The 18,670-nt window shown below is 45.6% G+C and carries 11 protein-coding genes, 2 rRNA genes and 2 pseudogenes (1 of these 15 running past the window's edge); 7 read left to right on the top strand and 8 right to left on the bottom strand.

The window, feature by feature from the left end; all coding sequences use genetic code 11:
• Window positions 1-1,730 (top strand): 23S ribosomal RNA (locus B1L02_RS15720); it begins 1,155 nt to the left of the window's first position.
• Between the two features lie 191 nt (window positions 1,731-1,921).
• Window positions 1,922-2,035, top strand: a 5S ribosomal RNA gene (rrf, locus tag B1L02_RS15715).
• A gap of 420 nt (window positions 2,036-2,455) precedes the next feature.
• Here the strand turns inward: rrf and B1L02_RS24140 are convergent.
• From B1L02_RS24140 to B1L02_RS15700, 3 genes and pseudogenes are all read right to left on the bottom strand, one after another.
• A pseudogene (locus tag B1L02_RS24140) lies at window positions 2,456-2,671 on the bottom strand (transposase); the annotation flags it as partial.
• Between the two features lie 849 nt (window positions 2,672-3,520).
• Window positions 3,521-4,891, bottom strand: coding sequence for an oxygen-independent coproporphyrinogen III oxidase (hemN, locus tag B1L02_RS15705; protein ID WP_088532294.1), 1,371 nt, complete (start codon window positions 4,889-4,891; stop codon window positions 3,521-3,523).
• Window positions 4,892-5,000: 109 nt separating this feature from the next.
• Window positions 5,001-7,031 carry a methyl-accepting chemotaxis protein gene (locus tag B1L02_RS15700; RefSeq protein ID WP_088531780.1) on the bottom strand — a complete coding sequence of 677 codons (2,031 nt, stop codon included), beginning with the start codon at window positions 7,029-7,031 and terminating at the stop codon, window positions 5,001-5,003.
• A gap of 127 nt (window positions 7,032-7,158) precedes the next feature.
• On the opposite strand from B1L02_RS15700, the pseudogene B1L02_RS15695 reads away from it, so the two are divergent.
• Window positions 7,159-7,940, top strand: a pseudogene (locus tag B1L02_RS15695) (NADP-binding protein).
• Window positions 7,941-7,946: 6 nt separating this feature from the next.
• Here the strand turns inward: B1L02_RS15695 and hutH are convergent.
• From hutH to hutC, 3 genes are all read right to left on the bottom strand, one after another.
• Entirely contained in the window at window positions 7,947-9,479 is a 1,533-nt protein-coding gene (hutH, locus tag B1L02_RS15690) for a histidine ammonia-lyase (RefSeq protein WP_088531779.1), read from the bottom strand.
• Window positions 9,480-9,481: 2 nt separating this feature from the next.
• Window positions 9,482-11,161 carry a urocanate hydratase gene (hutU, locus tag B1L02_RS15685; RefSeq protein WP_088531778.1) on the bottom strand — a complete coding sequence of 560 codons (1,680 nt, stop codon included), beginning with the start codon at window positions 11,159-11,161 and terminating at the stop codon, window positions 9,482-9,484.
• 157 nt (window positions 11,162-11,318) lie between these two features.
• On the bottom strand, window positions 11,319-12,080 hold the full coding sequence (gene hutC, locus B1L02_RS15680; RefSeq protein WP_088531777.1) for a histidine utilization repressor: 762 nt from the start codon (window positions 12,078-12,080) through the stop codon (window positions 11,319-11,321).
• A 114-nt stretch (window positions 12,081-12,194) separates the two neighbouring features.
• Between hutC and hutI the strand changes: the two genes are divergently transcribed.
• Window positions 12,195-13,418, top strand: a complete 1,224-nt coding sequence (gene hutI, locus B1L02_RS15675) for an imidazolonepropionase (protein WP_088531776.1) — start codon at window positions 12,195-12,197, stop codon at window positions 13,416-13,418.
• A 24-nt stretch (window positions 13,419-13,442) separates the two neighbouring features.
• The gene (locus B1L02_RS15670; RefSeq protein ID WP_088531775.1) at window positions 13,443-15,227 is read left to right on the top strand and encodes an EAL domain-containing protein; all 1,785 of its coding nucleotides are present in this window, start codon (window positions 13,443-13,445) and stop codon (window positions 15,225-15,227) included.
• Window positions 15,228-15,270: 43 nt separating this feature from the next.
• On the opposite strand, the gene B1L02_RS15665 is transcribed toward B1L02_RS15670, so the two are convergent.
• Both B1L02_RS15665 and rraA read right to left on the bottom strand, forming a co-directional pair.
• Window positions 15,271-16,326, bottom strand: coding sequence for a formimidoylglutamase (locus tag B1L02_RS15665; RefSeq protein ID WP_088531774.1), 1,056 nt, complete (start codon window positions 16,324-16,326; stop codon window positions 15,271-15,273).
• Between the two features lie 18 nt (window positions 16,327-16,344).
• Window positions 16,345-16,848: a ribonuclease E activity regulator RraA gene (rraA, locus tag B1L02_RS15660; protein ID WP_010607046.1), complete on the bottom strand. Its 504-nt coding sequence runs from the start codon at window positions 16,846-16,848 to the stop codon at window positions 16,345-16,347.
• Between the two features lie 158 nt (window positions 16,849-17,006).
• Here rraA and B1L02_RS15655 point away from each other — a divergent pair, with 158 nt between their 5' ends.
• Both B1L02_RS15655 and B1L02_RS15650 read left to right on the top strand, forming a co-directional pair.
• Window positions 17,007-17,531, top strand: coding sequence for a phosphatase PAP2 family protein (locus tag B1L02_RS15655; RefSeq protein WP_088531773.1), 525 nt, complete (start codon window positions 17,007-17,009; stop codon window positions 17,529-17,531).
• Window positions 17,528-18,580: an MJ1255/VC2487 family glycosyltransferase gene (locus B1L02_RS15650; protein WP_088531772.1), complete on the top strand. Its 1,053-nt coding sequence runs from the start codon at window positions 17,528-17,530 to the stop codon at window positions 18,578-18,580. Before B1L02_RS15655 ends, B1L02_RS15650 begins: the two co-directional genes overlap by 4 nt.
• The last annotated feature ends 90 nt before the right edge of the window (window positions 18,581-18,670 follow it).

The following is an 18,670-nucleotide window of genomic DNA, read 5'->3' as shown; positions in this document are numbered from 1 at the left end:
GACTTTGTCTGCGGGGTAGGGGAGCGTTCTGTAAGTGGCTGAAGGTGTGCCGGGAGGCATGCTGGACATATCAGAAGTGCGAATGCTGACATGAGTAACGACAAGAGGAGTGAAAAACTCCTCCGCCGGAAGACCAAGGGTTCCTATCCCATGTTAATCAGGGTAGGGTGAGTCGACCCCTAAGGCGAGGCTGAAGAGCGTAGTCGATGGGAAACGGGTTAATATTCCCGTACTCGGTATGAATGCGATGGGGGGACGGAGCAGGCTAGGCAAGCATGGCGTTGGTTGTCCATGTGAAAGGCTGTAGGCTGGTGACTTAGGAAAATCCGGGTTGCTAAGGCTGAGAGTCGAGACGAGCCACTAAGGTGGTGAAGTTGTTGATGCCCTACTTCCAGGAAAAGCCTCTAAGCTTCAGTTCATACTGAATCGTACCCTAAACCGACACAGGTGGTCAGGTAGAGAATACTAAGGCGCTTGAGAGAACTCGGGTGAAGGAACTAGGCAAAATTGTACCGTAACTTCGGGAGAAGGTACGCTCTTGTTTGTGAAAGACTTGCTCTGTAAGCAAACGAGAGCCGCAGTGACCAGGTGGCTGGGACTGTTTATTAAAAACACAGCACTGTGCAAAATCGTAAGATGACGTATACGGTGTGACACCTGCCCGGTGCCGGAAGGTTAATTGATGGGGTTAGCTTAGGCGAAGCTCTTGATCGAAGCCCCGGTAAACGGCGGCCGTAACTATAACGGTCCTAAGGTAGCGAAATTCCTTGTCGGGTAAGTTCCGACCTGCACGAATGGTGTAACCATGGCCACGCTGTCTCCACCCGAGACTCAGTGAAATTGAAATCGCAGTGAAGATGCTGTGTACCCGCGGCTAGACGGAAAGACCCCGTGAACCTTTACTACAGCTTGGCACTGAACATTGACCCTACATGTGTAGGATAGGTGGGAGGCTTTGAAGCGCAGACGCTAGTTTGTGTGGAGCCGACCTTGAAATACCACCCTTGTAGTGTTGATGTTCTAACTTAGGCCCCTGAATCGGGGTTGAGGACAGTGCCTGGTGGGTAGTTTGACTGGGGCGGTCTCCTCCCAAAGAGTAACGGAGGAGCACGAAGGTTTGCTAAGTACGGTCGGACATCGTACGGTTAGTGTAATGGTAGAAGCAAGCTTAACTGCGAGACAGACACGTCGAGCAGGTACGAAAGTAGGTCATAGTGATCCGGTGGTTCTGAATGGAAGGGCCATCGCTCAACGGATAAAAGGTACTCCGGGGATAACAGGCTGATACCGCCCAAGAGTTCATATCGACGGCGGTGTTTGGCACCTCGATGTCGGCTCATCACATCCTGGGGCTGAAGTCGGTCCCAAGGGTATGGCTGTTCGCCATTTAAAGTGGTACGCGAGCTGGGTTTAGAACGTCGTGAGACAGTTCGGTCCCTATCTGCCGTGGGCGTTTGAGAATTGAGAGGGGCTGCTCCTAGTACGAGAGGACCGGAGTGGACGAACCGCTGGTGTTCGGGTTGTGATGCCAATTGCATTGCCCGGTAGCTACGTTCGGAATCGATAACCGCTGAAAGCATCTAAGCGGGAAGCGAGCCTCGAGATGAGTTCTCACTTTGACTTAGAGTCAACTGAAGGGCCGTTGAAGACTACAACGTTGATAGGCGAGATGTGGAAGTGCTGTGAGGCATTAAGCTAACTCGTACTAATTACCCGTGAGGCTTAACCATACAACGCCAAAGTGGTTTATAAGCGACAGAAGTTAATAGACTAAAGTAGACAAAAGAATTTAATAAGCTTTTTCCAGATTTAAGAATTAAACAAGGTGACCAACCTCAGCGGTATCGCGAAATCGGTTCACCTTGCGCAAATGGAATGCTCGTGCGAGGCACGATGTCATTAGACATTTGCCCCCAGTTTTCCTGGTGACTATAGCGTTTTGGAACCACCTGACCCCATGCCGAACTCAGAAGTGAAACAAAACAGCGTCGATGATAGTGTGGATTACCCATGTGAAAGTAGAACATCGCCAGGGCCAAATAAGAGAAACCCGTTGCAGAGATGCGACGGGTTTTTTTCGTTTGGAGTAAAGTACTTCCATGTAGCATCTCCCCTTCGCGCGTCCTTGCGCTCACTTCCTCGAACTGCGAAGCGGTGCTTCGGTTTCTCGTCACCCGAACTCAGAAGTGAAACAAAACAGCCGAAGGGTCGGCCCCGGTCAATGATAGTGTGGATTACCCATGTGAAAGTAGAACATCGTCAGGGCCAATTAGAGAAACCCGCTGCAGCAATGCGACGGGTTTTTTGCTATGTGCGATTAAAAAAACCTCGCAAGCCAATCAACACATCGCGAGGTAAACTCGCTCCTACCACAGTATCAGCACAGTGCAACATGGTAGGAGATGTATGGACTCCTCTCCCTTAACGGGAGAGTACGGTATAATACCAATCCATCTTAACTTTTTCCCACCTCTATCCAGTCACGTTGACACATTTTAACCACTCGTTTTGTGCATGATACAAAGTCATTCCAAGCCTCACTACAACTCTCAACAATATCTTCATAACCTTTGAAACAACGATTTGCTAAATGATGCTGACGCAGCCAACTCCATACTTGCTCTATTGGGTTCAGCTCAGGAGAATAGGGAAGTAGCTTGATAATACCAATTAGTCTTAATACTTGCTCAATTTGAAGGAGCAAATCCGACGCTAACTGCGTTAAGAATTTCTCATTTAGAACAACTAAATAGCAAAATTTTCGCCTAGTTATCGACAAGATTTTCTCGCCTCAAAATAGATCACTTAATTAAGCTAATTGGTATCAGAAGTGAAACAAAACAGCCGAAGGGTCGGCCCCAGTCAATGATAGTGTGGATCATCCATATGACTCTCTATTGAAAAAATGAGAACATCCTACTTCGTAGCGAACTAGGGCCAAATAAGAGGTTGATGAAAAGCGTTCATCCATGAACTTCATCGACATTCGAACATCCATGTACATCAAAACCCGTTGCAGCAATGCGACGGGTTTTTTGCTATGTGCGATTTAAAAAGCCACGCAAGGCAATCAATACATCGCGAGGTAAACTCGCTCCCACCACAGTATAAACATGTATCGTGGGAGGCGGTTTATCCGCCGATGGCTTGCAATGAAAGTTTCGGCCCAAAAATAATGTGGAACACCCATGTACATCAAAACCCGTTGCAGCAATGCGGCGGGTTTTTTGCTATGTGTAATTTAAAAACCTCGCGAGATAAACTCGCTCCCACCACAGTATAAACATGTATCGTGGGAGGCGGTTTATCCGCCGATGGCTTGCAATGAAAATTTCGGCTCAAAAATAATGTGGAACACCCATGTACATCAAAACCCGTAGCAGCAATGCGACGGGTTTTTTGCTGTTGGGAGTATAGAGATTTGGGGGTATAGAAAACCTCGCAAGCCAATCAACACATCGTGAGGTAAACTCACTCCCACCATAAACACAGTATTGTGGGAGGTTTGAGAAGAAGGTGGTTAAATAACGCGAGAGAAGCGGGTGTTTTTGACTTGGTTTTGTAAGTAAGCATCAAAACACATGCAGATGATGCGAATAAACAAATTACCGTTACTTGTGACTCGGATAGATTGCTCACTTAGTTCTACTAAGCCATCGCGGGCTAGAGGCTCGAGAGCGTTAAGGGCTTGAGCGAAATATTCGTCAAAATTTATATCATAACGTTGCTCGAACATCTTTTTATCTAACTCGAAATGACAAATAAGCTGTTTGATCACAGCCGCGCGTATTTCATCGTCACCACTTAAGGTTACCCCTTTAGTGATCGCACACCTTTTATCACTTAAAGCCTGATAATAAAGTTTTAACTCTTTTTCATTTTGCAAAATCATGTGACCAATTTGGGAAATGGATGACACACCAAGACCTAATAGGTCGCACTCGCCATGTGTGGTATAGCCTTGAAAGTTACGGTGTAAATGCCCTTCATTTTGCGCTATAGCTAGTTCATCGTCTTTTTTGGCGAAGTGATCCATACCGATGAATTGATACCCAGCGGTGGTCATCTGTTCCAGTGTTTGCTTAAAGATCTCAAGTTTTTCTCCCGCACTTGGCATGTCGGCTTCTTTTAGTTTTCGCTGTGCTGCAAATCTATCCGGAAGATGGGCATAGTTAAATACAGAGACTCTATCGGGAGAAAGCGCGATAAGTTGCTCAATCGTTTGCTTGTAGCTCTCTACTGTTTGAAATGGTAGCCCATAGATCATATCCATATTAATAGATTTAAAACCGAGCGTTCTCGCTTCAGTTAAGATAGCCAGCACTTCGTCTAGATGCTGCGGGCGGTTTACCGCGGCTTGCACTTCATCATTAAAGTCTTGTACGCCAAAAGACACACGATTAAATCCGAGCTCGTGTAGATGGCGCATCATATTTGGTGCAAGTGATCTTGGGTCTATTTCAATACCACGCTGTGCACTTTGAGAGAAGTTAAATGCACTATTCAGCATTTCGATTAGGCGTGTCATTTGTTCTGCAGTTAAGAAAGTTGGTGTACCACCGCCTAAATGAAGTTGCTCTACACGATACTCAGAAAATAGCGGCGCTTTTGCTGCGATTTCTTGTGCTAAGTAATCTAGGTAAACGTCAGCTTTGGATTGATGACGAGTAATGATTTTATTACAGCCACAGTAGTAGCACAGTTGATGACAAAAAGGGATATGAATATACAGTGAGAGTGAACGAGATTTTGAACCAGTAATAGCCGCTTGTAACTCTTTTTGACTGTAGCCAGACTCAAGCGATAAGGCCGTTGGATATGAAGTATATCTAGGACCAGATATATTGTACTTGTTGATAAGGGAATCATTCCAAATAGGTAAATTAATCACGATACGCACTCTCGAGTTTTATTAAGAGTGTCAGTGTACTTTTTACCGCTTGGGTTAGGTTTGCCTCAGATCAAAACACGCCGCGATTGCGACGTGTTTTGGTGTTTGATTAAAGCTTAAATTGGTTTACTGTTGAGTTAAGCGCCTTGGCTAAGTCGTTCAAGTCACGGGCTTCATCTGCCAGTACATTGGCGTGGTTGGCCGTGCTATTAACGAGCTCATTTATTTGGTTAAGGCTATTGTTAATATCTTCTGCAACAACGGTTTGCTGCTCTGTTGATGTGGCAATTTGATGACTCTGGTCTTGTACTGTCGTGACCGATTCTGTGATTTCTTTCAAGGCATCAAGCACGGCTTGCGTTTCCTCTACGGTCCCCTCTGCGCGGTCTTGACCTTGTTGCATCATCACTGAAGCTTGCTGTGCAATTTGCTGTAAACGAGAGATCATATTGCGAATGTCATCGGTAGACTCTTGTGTACGGCTTGCAAGCGATCTTACTTCATCAGCAACCACCGCAAAGCCTCGGCCTTGCTCGCCCGCTCTGGCGGCTTCTATGGCAGCATTTAGTGCTAGTAAGTTCGTTTGTTCAGCAATACCGTTAATCACGTCGATAACGGCGCCTATGTTACTGGTTTCTTGTTCAAGTCCGGCAACCACTTTTGCGGCCTCACCAATATGAAGTGCAAGTTCAGTCATGACTTCTTGGGCTTGCGATGAGCGTCCTGCACCTTCATTCGTAATACGTTGCACGACATCAGCGGCTTGGTTGGTCTCTTGTGCATTACGTGAGATTTCAGTCACAGTGGCAGCCATCTCGGTTACTGCCGCGCTTACGCTATCTACCTGTTCTTTTTCGCGCTGAATCTCACTGTTAGTATTGTTTGATACTTCACGTAATTGGGCGGAAGCATTACTTAATTGCTCCGCTTGCGCTGCGGTATCGAGCATCATTGCTCTAAGTTTATCGATGAAGGTATTCATATGAAGCGCGAGTTGACCGACTTCATCTTTACTGGTGATATCGATACGTCTAGTCAGGTCGCCTTCACCCGATGCGATGTCTCGCATGGTTTCGGTAAGTGCTACAATCGGTTTGGTAATCATTTGCGTGGCGAGCAAGATCATTGCCACGATAATGGCTAAGATAATAATCAAGACTGTGATTGTGCTCATGACGGCGTCATTTACTGGCGCTTCGATCAGCGACACCGGAATGAGTAGGCCAACGTGCCAATCCAATAGGGGGTTGTCTAATTTCACATTGTCATAAACAACATAATACGCTTCCCCTTTGAACGTGACCGTACTGTTGCCTGCGGGATTACGCTTGATAGCGGCATTTAGAGCGTCAAAGCCTGATGTATTGGCAAACTGAGATTCAAGGCCATCTAAACCTTCTTTGCCTTTCTCGCCTTCATCTGTGGTAGAGAGTGAATGACCAGTACGCTTGGATAAATGCACAACATTTAAATCACCATCGAGCAAAAAGCCAAAACCTTTATCTTGAAACTTGATACGTTCAACCATATCGTTCAATTTATTGATTTGTAAGTCGACGCCACCCATGGCGACGAGTTTGCCGCCGTTATTGTAGATAGGTTGACGGATCACAGCAGACACCGCACCGGTATTGATATCGGTTGCAATTGGACCAACATACAATTTACCTACATCAAGCGTATCCTGCCACCATGGGCGCTGATAGGCGTAGTAAGGTCGACCATCTGAATATGCTGATGTACGATCATTTTCTTTAAAATATTCACCGGTGTTTGCTGAGGCAATAAAGGCTGAGAGAATATTTTCATCACCTTTGGCGATTCTAACTAAGTCTTCATTGACCTCTTGATAGTCTCTATCTTTAGTCAGATCGGCGCCACGGGTATTATAATTTTCAAACCAATGAATGTTGTGAGGCGTAGAAACAAAAGTTTCAACTACTTTGCCGTATTGGCCAAAGAACGCTTCCATCGCCAATTTTTCGGCTTGAATATAGCTTTGCGTTTCTCGTTCAATACCATCTCGAGAGAGCGTTGCAATATGGCTGACGAAAAAGCTTGATGCAATAATTAATAATACGGAAATGGTGCCGCCAATTAGCAGCAATATTTTCTTTCTAAGGGATAAATTCTCAAGCATGACACTTCTTATTTTTAGCTTATGCAAACGGTAATCAAACCATAGATAACAGGAGAACGCCACCGTTTGCGTTAACTTCTTTTACATAGATAATACAAGGTAACTTCATGGTTAAGGCAGTATTCATATGAAAGTATTAAATCGCAGTCTGGTCGTACTCGGCGCGGGTTGGCTCGGTGAAGCGTTGTGTCGCGAAGCCGAGTTGCAAGGGTGGCAAATTGAAGGCACCAGAACTCAAGCTAACGAGGTGCATAGCTGGTCAAGGCAGCTGGTCTTAACTGAAAGCGGCACCTTAAAGCACTCAATTTCTTTACACAACGCGTATTGGGTGTGTGCGATTCCACCAAGAGCTAGGCATGTCGATAGTAACTATTTAGAAACGTTAGAACAGGCGTTGTTACTTGCAAAGAAGATGTCAGCAGCAGGCTTCTTATTGTGTTCTAGCACTGGCGTTTATAGCACCGAAAATGGTGAATATGATGAACAAGGTAAGCTAGCGGATAAAGCCAACAGGCGTGTTGATATACTAAGAACCGCTGAAGAGATGGTGCTTAATGCAGGCGGTAAGGTTGTGCGTTTAGCGGGTCTTCAAGGTCCCGATAGGGAGCCTGGACGATTTGTAGCAGGAAAGGCTTTGTCTAGCTCAGCGAATGGTCTAGTGAATATGGTTCATCGCGGTGATGTTGTTACTGCAATAAATACCGTGATCGCGCAGTGGCAGGATGCTGCAGACATTTATAATGTTTGCTATCCAGTGCACCCACGAGACAGGCGTTTTATCAATATCACTGTGAAAAGTTAGGGACTGAGATGCCAAGTTTCGCTTCGTCAAAAGAAGAAGCGCGTATTATCAAAGCCGAGCGTATTACTGAACTCGGCTTTGCCTACCATCATCCGATTGTTAATTAATCTGAGTTAGGCTGAAGGTAAGAGTTGTGCTGGTAGCAGGTGCGCCAGTGCAGCTTGACCCAATAATGCATTGGCACTTTCAATATCAGGTGCAAAATACCTATCTTTGTCATAAAAGCTCACGACTGCTCGTAATATTTGCTGAGCTGCAGCCACTTTGTCAGATGGCTTAAGTGGCGCTCTAAAATCTAACCCCTGCGCTGCAGCAAGATATTCAACTGCGAGTACACCTTGGGTGTTGTCAGCCATTTCCTGTAAGCGTCTTGCCGCAAAGGTTGCCATGGAAACATGGTCTTCTTGGTTTGCCGAGGTTGGGAGGCTGTCAACACTGCCTGGATGTGCGAGTGTTTTGTTTTCAGAGGCCAGTGCTGCAGCGGTGACTTGCGCAATCATAAAGCCCGAGTTTACACCGCCATTGTTAACTAAGAAGGGAGGCAGTTTTGATAAGCTCGAATCAATAAGCAGCGCGATACGACGTTCAGCCAATGCACCAATTTCAGCAATGGCAAGCGCTAGGTTATCAGCCGCCATCGCGATAGGTTCTGCATGGAAGTTGCCGCCAGAAATAATATCGCCAGCATCAGCAAATACCAGCGGGTTATCTGTGACCCCATTGGATTCTACGAGGATCACCTCAGCGGCCTGGCGGATCTGAGTTAAACACGCACCAAGCACTTGTGGTTGACAACGTAAGCAATAAGGGTCTTGTACTTTTTCACAATCAACATGAGCATCACTTATTTCTGAGCGAGTTTGTAAGATATCTCTAAACGCCATTGCGGTGTCGATTTGGCCTTGCTGACCACGGACTTCGTGAATACGAGCATCAAATGGCGAGCGGCTGCCCATGGCCGCTTCAATGCTCATTGAACCAACGACACAGCTTTGCGCATAAAGATCTTCAGCTCTGAATAGGCCTTGCAGTGCAAAGGCTGTAGATGCTTGTGTACCGTTAAGTAGTGCGAGACCTTCTTTTGCAGCTAAAGTAAGTGGTTCAAGTCCTGCTATTTTTAATCCATCGATGGCATTGATAAGCTCACCACGATAGCGAACCTGGCCTTCGCCAAGGATCGGCAAACACATATGCGATAGTGGTGCGAGATCGCCTGATGCCCCGACCGAGCCTTTCTTGGGCACACAAGGATAGACTTCGGCATTAACCAAGGCCGCTAAGAATTCAATTACATCCAAGCGGATCCCAGAGAAGCCACGAGAGAGTGAGTTGATTTTTAGCACCATCATGAGTCGAACGGTACTATCGTCCATTAACTCGCCAATACCGGCTGCGTGCGACAGTACAATAGAGCGTTGTAGCAACTCTAATTCGTCTTTTGCAATTTTGGTGTTGGCCAGCAAGCCAAAACCCGTATTAATGCCGTAAACGGTGCGCCCTTCTTTGATCACTTGCTGAACTGTGTTTGCACTGTTAGCAATAGCGGCTTTCGCTGATTCGTCTAAGCTGAGATGAACAGGCTGTTGATTGATTTTTCGTAACGTGTTTAAAGTCAATTGGCCTGGGATTAAACTTAGTGAGTACATACTTACTCTCCTTCCAGCATAGGTAAATCTAGTTTTTGTTCTTTTGCACAATCTTTGGCTATGTCATAGCCGGCATCGGCATGACGCATTACACCGGTACCTGGGTCATTCCACAGTACGCGAGATAGGCGGGCGTCAGCTTCATCTGTGCCATCTGCCACGATAACGACTCCCGAATGTTGGCTGAAGCCCATACCAACGCCACCGCCGTGATGCAGCGAGACCCAAGTTGCACCGCCAGCCGTGTTTAACAAGGCATTGAGTAACGGCCAGTCCGATACCGCATCAGAACCATCCATCATCGATTCCGTTTCACGGTTTGGACTGGCTACAGAGCCTGAATCTAAGTGATCACGACCAATCACAATCGGTGCTTTGAGTTCTCCATTTTTGACCATTTCGTTGAATGCTCGTGCTAAACGCGCTCTGTCCTTCAGTCCAACCCAGCAAATACGAGCAGGCAGGCCTTGGAATTGAATGCGCTCGCGCGCCATATCTAACCAATTGTGAAGGTGTGGGTCGTCTGGGATAAGCTCTTTAACTTTCGCGTCTGTTTTATAAATATCTTCAGGATCGCCAGACAGCGCAACCCAACGGAATGGACCTATGCCTTGGCAAAACAGTGGACGAATATAGGCAGGAACAAAGCCTGGGAAATCAAAGGCGTTATCAATCCCTTCTTCTAAGGCCATTTGGCGAATGTTATTACCATAGTCAGTTGTTGCAGCACCGCGCGATTGAAGCGTTAGCATGGCTTGTACTTGTACTGCCATAGATTGCTTCGCTGCTTTAACAACCGCTTGTGGATCGCTTTCGCGAAGTGCTGCCGCCTTAGCCATAGTCCACGTTTGCGGTAAGTAGCCGTTTAATGGATCGTGCGCAGAAGTTTGATCGGTCACTACGTCGGGAGTGATATTGCGCTCAACCAATTCAGCATACACATCCGCTGCATTGCCCAGCAGGCCAACTGATACCGGTTGCCCAGCAGCCTTCGCTTCATCAATGATAGCTAACGCATCATCAAGTGTGGTTGCCTTTCGGTCAACATAGCGTGTGTTAAGACGAAAATCGATTCGTGACTCATCACACTCAACAACGAGGGCGCTAAAGCCTGCCATAGTTGCTGCGAGTGGTTGCGCGCCACCCATGCCGCCAAGGCCACCGGTTAAGATCCACTTGCCTTTTGCCTCACCATTAAAGTGTTGCTTTGCCATTGCTACAAAGGTCTCGTATGTGCCTTGCACTATGCCCTGTGAGCCAATATAGATCCAAGAGCCAGCAGTCATCTGGCCGTACATCATCAGGCCTTTTTTATCGAGTTCGTTGAAGTGATCCCAGTTAGCCCAATGTGGTACTAAATTTGAGTTAGCAATTAAGACGCGAGGAGCGTTGCTATGAGTTTTGAATACGCCAACAGGTTTACCTGATTGCACCAGTAAGGTTTCGTCTTCTTCTAAGCGGTCTAACGTTTCGACGATTTTATCGAAGCATGCCCAGTCGCGAGCGGCACGGCCAATGCCACCATAAACCACTAGTGCATTCGGATGTTCAGCAACTTCAGGGTCAAGGTTATTCATCAACATTCGCTTTGCGGCTTCAGTAAGCCAGTTCTTTGCGGTAATGTCTGTACCTCGTGGCGCGCGGATCTCGCGGTTTGGGTCTAATCTTGGGTTATCACTCATTCTGCTCTCTCCTATTGTATATACAACCTAAGTGAAACGTCTAGTTGTTGCGATTGCTTAACTTCGTTAGGTTGCTAGCTTATTTTTATGACATGGCAACCGAGGCTGTCATGTCGTTTTGATTTACCTGCCGCGATGTTTGGCGACACTTAATGTGTTACGACCTTTGCTTAAAGGTGAGATGGCCACCTAAGCGATATTTACTGCCTGGCGAAATTAATCTTGCGAAACTGACAATGCCTTTTGCTGACCAAGTACGGCGGATCATTTGTAAACATGGTTCTTCATTATAAAGCCCAAGCCACTGACACACCTCTTGTGATGGCATAACTGCTTCAACAGTGTGTCTGGCCTCTGTAAGTGGTGCGACTTGGGACAAATATTCATGTGGGGTAGTCAGTTCAAAGTTTTGGTCTAAATACTCCGGTGCCAACTGTGGATTGACAAAGCGCTCTTCTACTTGCAATGGTTGTTCATTTTCATTATGTACAATTACGCTTCTATAGACTGGCGCGTCTGCTTCTACACCAAGCGCAATGGCGATTGGCGCTACTGCAGCGATAAGTTCGAGCGTTAACACCGTGCATGAGTATTTGCCATTACGTGCATTAACCTCGTCGGCAATATTACGGATCTCAAGTAATGAAGACTGAGACTTAAAACTAGCAACAAAAGTACCGAGACCTTGGCTACGAGTTAAAATTCCGGCTTCAGTTAGCTCGCTTAACGCTCGTCTTGCGGTCATTCGACTAACATTAAATTGGTCAGCTAACTCATTTTCCGACGGCACACGCTCATTTTCGAGCCAGCGCGCAGCACGAATATTATCGATAATGTGTTGTTTTATCAGCGCAAATTTAGGAAGCTCTGGCACAGTTATTGTCTCGAGTTCATATTTATGTAAATAAAGATGGCACACTTCTCTTGTATATACAAGTATCCCTGATAGACTCAATTAATAAATCTCGCAGTGAGCGAGTTTACTTATTTTAATGTGATGGCATATGGATTTGATTTAGATAGGACAAGTATGATGTTAGAAGCGGATTTGCTTATTATCGATGTCAATATTGCAACTATGGATCCTAGTTTGGATACTCCTTATGGTGCGATAGAAAATGCAGCGATTGCCATTAAAGATGGCAAAATTAATTGGTTAGGCCCTCGGAGTGAACTGCCTGAGGTTGACGCTATTGCAACACCTATTCATAAAGCCAATGGCCAATGGTTGACCCCTGGATTAATCGACTGCCACACGCATATTTTATTTGCGGGTTCACGGGCCAACGAATTTGAGCAACGATTACTGGGGGCTTCATATCAAGAGATCGCCGCGCAAGGTGGTGGTATCGCAAGTACGGTTAAGGCAACACGATTGGCAGACAGAGAGACTCTGTATGTTAATGGTAAGAATCGCTTGAATAGTTTACTCAAAGAAGGGGTCACAACGGTTGAAAGTAAATCGGGTTACGGCCTTGACGTTGAAAATGAGCTAAAACTGTTGGAAATTAATCAATTACTTAATGAGCATCACCCGATTGATGTGCATAGTACGTTCTTGGGCGCGCATGCATTACCCCCAGAATACAAAGACAATAGCCAAGCCTACATTGATTTAGTCTGTGAAGAGATGCTGCCACAAGTTGCTTCGCGTCAGTTAGCAACGGCTGTTGATGTATTTTGTGAGAACGTGGGATTTACCTATCAGCAAACTGAGCAAGTATTTACTCGATCACAACAGTTGGGATTACAGGTTAAGTGTCATGCTGAGCAGCTATCTAATCAACATGGCAGCGAACTTGTGGCAAAGTTTAAAGGGCTCTCAGCAGACCATATTGAATATCTTGATGAAGCGGGTGTAAAAGCGATGGCGAAAGGGGATGTTACTGCGGTACTTTTACCCGGCGCTTTTTATTTCTTACGAGAAACGCAATTGCCACCAATTGACTTGCTCAGAAAGCACAAAGTAGCAATGGCACTCGCGAGCGACTTCAACCCAGGTACTGCGCCTTTGTGCTCACTGCGATTGATGCTTAACATGGCATGCACATTATTTAGAATGACGCCGGAAGAAGCGCTTAGCGGTGTTACGGTTAATGCCGCGAAGGCCTTGGGTTTAAGCGATCGTGGTGTATTGAAAGTTGGAACGCGCGCGGACTTAGCTTTATGGGACATTACCCATCCTGCACAGTTAAGTTATCAATTTGGTGTAGCAGACCTGTCAAATTTGTGGATCTTAGGTAAACTTAATCAGTAATGATCCTTTTATAAGCAATAGATTATGCTTTCAATTTCAACAGCAAGTGGCGGAGCCACAGAATTATTGCTGTCTGAAGGAATCGCGATACTTATTACACCAATAATGGCTGGCATGGCCGGAGCCATTTTGATGGGGGCGTTAGCATTAATGCTGCAGCGCCCCTCTGGTACGCTGAAATTGGCTCACCTTAGTAGTGCAACACTTGCAATGCTGCTCGCCTTTACGGGCAATATCACTACATTACATTTACTTACTTTGACGTTACTCCTTTACTTGTTCCATGGCTTACATGAGCATAAAAGCGGTTTATTGTTAATCAGTGCAACGGCGATAATCTCTCTGGTAATGTGGACGGTGTCTGAATACCTTTGGACACTGCCTGCTCAACATGGCGCAATTGTCATCGTGCTTATGTATAGCTTTCTTCTCGCCTATCAAGCATATAGCGATGCGAATGAGTTTGAATTAAAAGAACATGATGATGACCACACCGAACATGAAAGTTTGGGTTTACCTGGTCGGCAAAGTTTTAAACGTGCTTTTAATGAATATCGTCAAACGGAGAGTAGCCCTTGTATGCTCGTACTTGTTCGCCTCATGGGCTTCGAGCAGGTGAATTTTCATTTAGGCCGTGAGTTTGGTGACTTGCTGTTAGCTCAGTCGGCTAATCGTATCGCACAATGTTTGCAATCAGGTGATGTTATGGCTATCACTCATGGCAATGAAACTGCAAAGATGGCACATTTAGGTGGCCTTAATTTTGCGTTTGTGTGTTCGTTAAAGCATGGTAAGCACTTTCATGAGCAGCTAATTGAAGAAATATCAAACAGCACTTTAAAGCCATTCAATGTTGGTAGCTGTACGTTAGAGATCATGATGCGTGCGAGTTATGTGAATTGCGATGAAGAAATGGGACAGCTTGAGAATCTGATTTCTTGCGTGTTTTTAGCGCTAGATACACAATCAGAAGCACATCAGCATGGTCACCAACAGGTCGTGCCTTATCAGCAGCGTATGCAAATCCATCGACTCGAGCAGCAGGTTAGGTTGTCGGAGTTAGCTAAAATCAACTTTAGATCTGAATTTGAGCTCTACTTTCATCCTGTCGTTCGTCATGAAGATAATAGCATTGAGTTTGTGGAATTATTGTTGCGCTGGCAGCATCCAAAGCAAGGGATTTTAAGTGCGAATGAGTTTATTGATGATATTCGTTTAGTTGGGCTGGCTATTCCCGTTGCTGAATATGTGTTAGAGCGTGCTTGCGAAATCGCATTAGCACTGAAAATGGAAGGGATCAGCGTTCCCATCAGTATTAATGTGTTTGGTGCTGAGCTCTTGAGCGAAAGCTTTATCGAGTTTATTGATTACACTATGCTCAACCATCAGTTAAGCCCAGGAGCTATTATTATCGAGTGTCCAGCCAGTATGCTCGCTGAGCTAGATGAGCAAGAAATTGCGATGATCAGCCGCTTAAAAAATCTGGGTGTGAAAATGTGTGTCGATAGTTTTGGTGATGCGCCTCTGGTGCTCGCTAAGTTGCCCGCACTGCGTTTTGAGTACGTGAAATTGTCGCGCAATATGACGCAAGAACCTGAACACATGGGGCATACCAAATCTTTGGTAAAAGGCATTGTCGAGATGCATCAAGAAAAACATTGTCGCGTGATTGGCGAGGGCATTGAATCTCTTGGGCAGCTAGAGTTTGTAAAAAGCATTGGCACGGTGGCAGCGCAAGGATTTTATTTTTCGCGGCCACAGAATAGTAATATTTTGATCAGTTGGCTTAAACAAAGACTGCCTCAATAACCACGGCCTACCAATCGTAATATTGGCCCAGGCACCGAGAGTGTTAGTGGCCCTGTTGACGGGTACTTAAGTAAGCGTTAGCAAGATTCGTTAGTATTTGGCCGCAATGCTCGATACCCGCCTGTTCGCCAAGTGGGTGTCTAGCAGGGGCTGCTTCACATAAGTGCAGATATTTGGCGTTTCGAACCTGAGCCATACGGTAAACAAAATATTCGGCATCGCTACTTGTAAAGCCTTGATAGGTCAGGGCACTTGCAGGCATACCGACGATGGCATCAACGTCTAACTCTACTCCTAACGGAATGTCGCTAGGCATCGTCGCCAACGCTTTGTCGAGTGATGCTGATAAACTCTGAGTCTGTCTGGTTTTTATCGCTTGATAACTTGAAAATCCGAAGCCTGCGTTTTGCAATTGAGTAAGAATGGTTTGGTTATTTTTGTGCTCGTGTAAGCCGATGACATGATAGTGCGACAAGTTACCAGCCTGATGAGCATAACTGAAGCCATTACCGCTATGTCTACCTTCACAAGCTCTAAAGTCAGCATGAGGGTCAAAGTTTATGGCACCAGCGGCACGTTTGCTGGCCTCGAAATGTGCCTGCAAAATACCAAAAGCATTATTGTGACCACCACCGATGATGATTGGCTCCAAGCCTGCAGCAAAGATAGGTGCTAGGGCTGCAATAACTTGGTTGTCGAGGTCGGCACAGAGAGCGCGTAACTGCGCTAACTGTTCGCCAATGGTGTTATCAAGCGAGCGTGCGCTCGTTTGAATGGCTTGAGTATCCACCTCGCCTAGCAACAAGATCTTATCGCCCGACAAAAACTGGTTATCCGGCTGATTTAAAAAACGCTTTAAGAAGGCTCGCCAACCAAGCTCTGCGCCGCCTTGCCCGCAATTGGCGCGCGGACCAATATCCTCAGGGATCCCCAACAAGACATAGCGGATCCCAAACTGGGCAGCGTCTCTTAGCGAAGCCGCGTAGTCATGATTACATTGTAAAAAGCTGATGCTTTGCCAAATTCTGGTTTCACCGGCTCTTGCACTAACAAAAGTGGTAATATCACTTTCATCATATATACGGACTGCTGTACTCATGACTGTTACTTCTAGCGCTTAATTGTCTTCGTTATCATCTTCTAAAATTAACTCTTCCGCAGAGATGATAATGCCCGTGGAGTCGGCGTAAACAAAATCGTCTTCGTAAAAAGACACACCAGCGAAATTAACGGGAATGCCAACTTCACCACTGCCACTGCTATCTGCTGCAACGGGGATAGAAGCGATAGCTTGAATACCAATATCGCTTTCTTCTAGTTCATCAACATGGCGCACCGCACCGTAAACGATGATGCCTTGCCAGTTGTTCTCGACCGCCAGCTCAGCTAAATCAATATCAACCAGTGCTCGACGAGTTGAACCTCCACCATCAACGAGCAGCACACGACCAGTACCGTCTTGTTGTAGTACATCTTGGATTTGCTCATTGTTTTCAAAACATTTGACGGTAGTGATACGACCACTAAATGACGTCTGGCCGCCAAAATTGATGAACATAGGCTCTAGCACATCAACCACATCAGCAAAGTGGTCACAAAGATCAGAAGTGCTGTATTCCATATTGAATCCTCGAATATTGATTGTCGATAACCAGTATACTCTCATACTTGTGCTTAGCAATGCTTTGATTCAACTTACATATTTGTGTCTTAAAAGTGTCACCCATTTGTTATTTTGCTCTTCTATGCTGATATTGTGAGCAATTAGGCGTGACTCGAATGATGAAAGCAAAACTAGCTGAGCTGGACGCTGCATTATACTTTGTGGTGTTTTGCCCTAAACCAAGAAACTGGTTTAGATTGATAGCATTAGGTCTATCCAAAAGTGGCAATGGTGGACTCTATGTGTTGGTAGCAATTGCGTGTGCTCTTTTTTTGGAGCAGCTAGGTCAGCAATTTGCACTCACTGTGATTTTGGCCTTTGTAATTGAAAGGCCGCTTTACTTCTATCTAAAAAATCGTTTTGCACGATTACGACCATGTGACTGCTACGCCGTGAAAGCCTTGTTGACGCCGAGCGACAAATTTAGTCTGCCTTCGGGACATAGTGCTGGCGCTTGGCTATATGCGACTTGCTTGATAGAACAAATTCCGCTGGCTGCGTTTCCGTTGATGATTTGGGCCTCTGGGGTGTCATTGTCACGCGTAATTGTAGGTGTACATTATCCACTTGATGTGGTGCTTGGTGCGGCAATGGGTATTGCCTGTGCAAGTTTAGCGATAGTGATATTAGGAAGCGTATGAAAATACTATATGGTGTTCAAGGAACGGGAAATGGCCATACTACTCGAGCTCGGGTAATGGCAAATTGCTTTCGCAAGATGGGAATTTCTGTTGACTATTTTTTTTCTGGACGTCCTTCGGAAAATTATTTCGATATGCATGATTTTGGTGATTATCGTAGTTGCCGAGGGTTGTCATTCGTTACCGAGCGTGGCCAGTTAAATCGCATAAAAACCTTCCAATCGCTCAAGTTTGGTGAGTTTATCCGCGACGTAAAAAAATTAGATGTATCAGGTTATGATCTGATTTTTAACGATTTTGAGCCTGTCAGTGCGTGGGCAGGAAAGCTGGCAAAGGTTCCGGTGATAGCAATGAGTCATCAAGCGTCATATTTATATGATGCTGTCCCACAATTTGCCGTACAGCCTTGGCACAAAGCCCTGATCCGGTATTTTGCACCAGCGGATATTCATCTTGGGGTGCACTGGCAACCGTTTGATAAGCATATCATTCCGCCTTTTATTCCTTATGAGGCTGAGCAAGAGCAGTGTGCATCGATAATTAATAAAGTCTTGGTCTATCTGCCGTTTGAAGCATTGGATAGCATTATTGAGTTGCTAAAAGACTTTCCCGATAAGGAATTTTACTGCTATCACCCCAATGCTGAAAATGATTCTTTGCAACACATTCATCTAAGAAAACCGAGTCGCTCTGGGTTTATTCAGGACTTAAGAAATACCAGTGGCGTAATTGCAAATGCTGGGTTTGAGCTGTCTAGTGAAGCGTTAAAACTCGGTAAAAAGCTGCTACTTAAGCCATTGGATGGTCAATTTGAACAACAGAATAATGCGCAGACGTTAGCCGAGCTCGGTTACGCCCAAGTGATGAATTATCTCAATGCTGGCGCGTTGGAGGAATGGCTGCAAACAAATGCAAAAACATCGTTTTATTTTCCATCCGACCCTAGCTCACTGGTGGAGTGGCTGGTTGGGCGTCAGTGGCATAATATTGATTTATTACACAGTCAACTCTGGAGTGGTGTTAATAATTTGTATGTAAAAGCGGCGTAAATATATTAATTTGTAATATGAACCCAGAATAATTACCTATTATGAGGCAAGGCTGAGAGGCTTCAGCTATACTTTAGCCAGTCTATTAAC

The sequence above is a fragment of the Pseudoalteromonas piscicida genome (genome assembly GCF_002208135.1).
GTDB lineage: Bacteria > Pseudomonadota > Gammaproteobacteria > Enterobacterales > Alteromonadaceae > Pseudoalteromonas > Pseudoalteromonas piscicida_A.
Note: the sequence above shows the minus strand (reverse complement) of the source record. Positions and strands in the feature narration are given on the sequence as shown.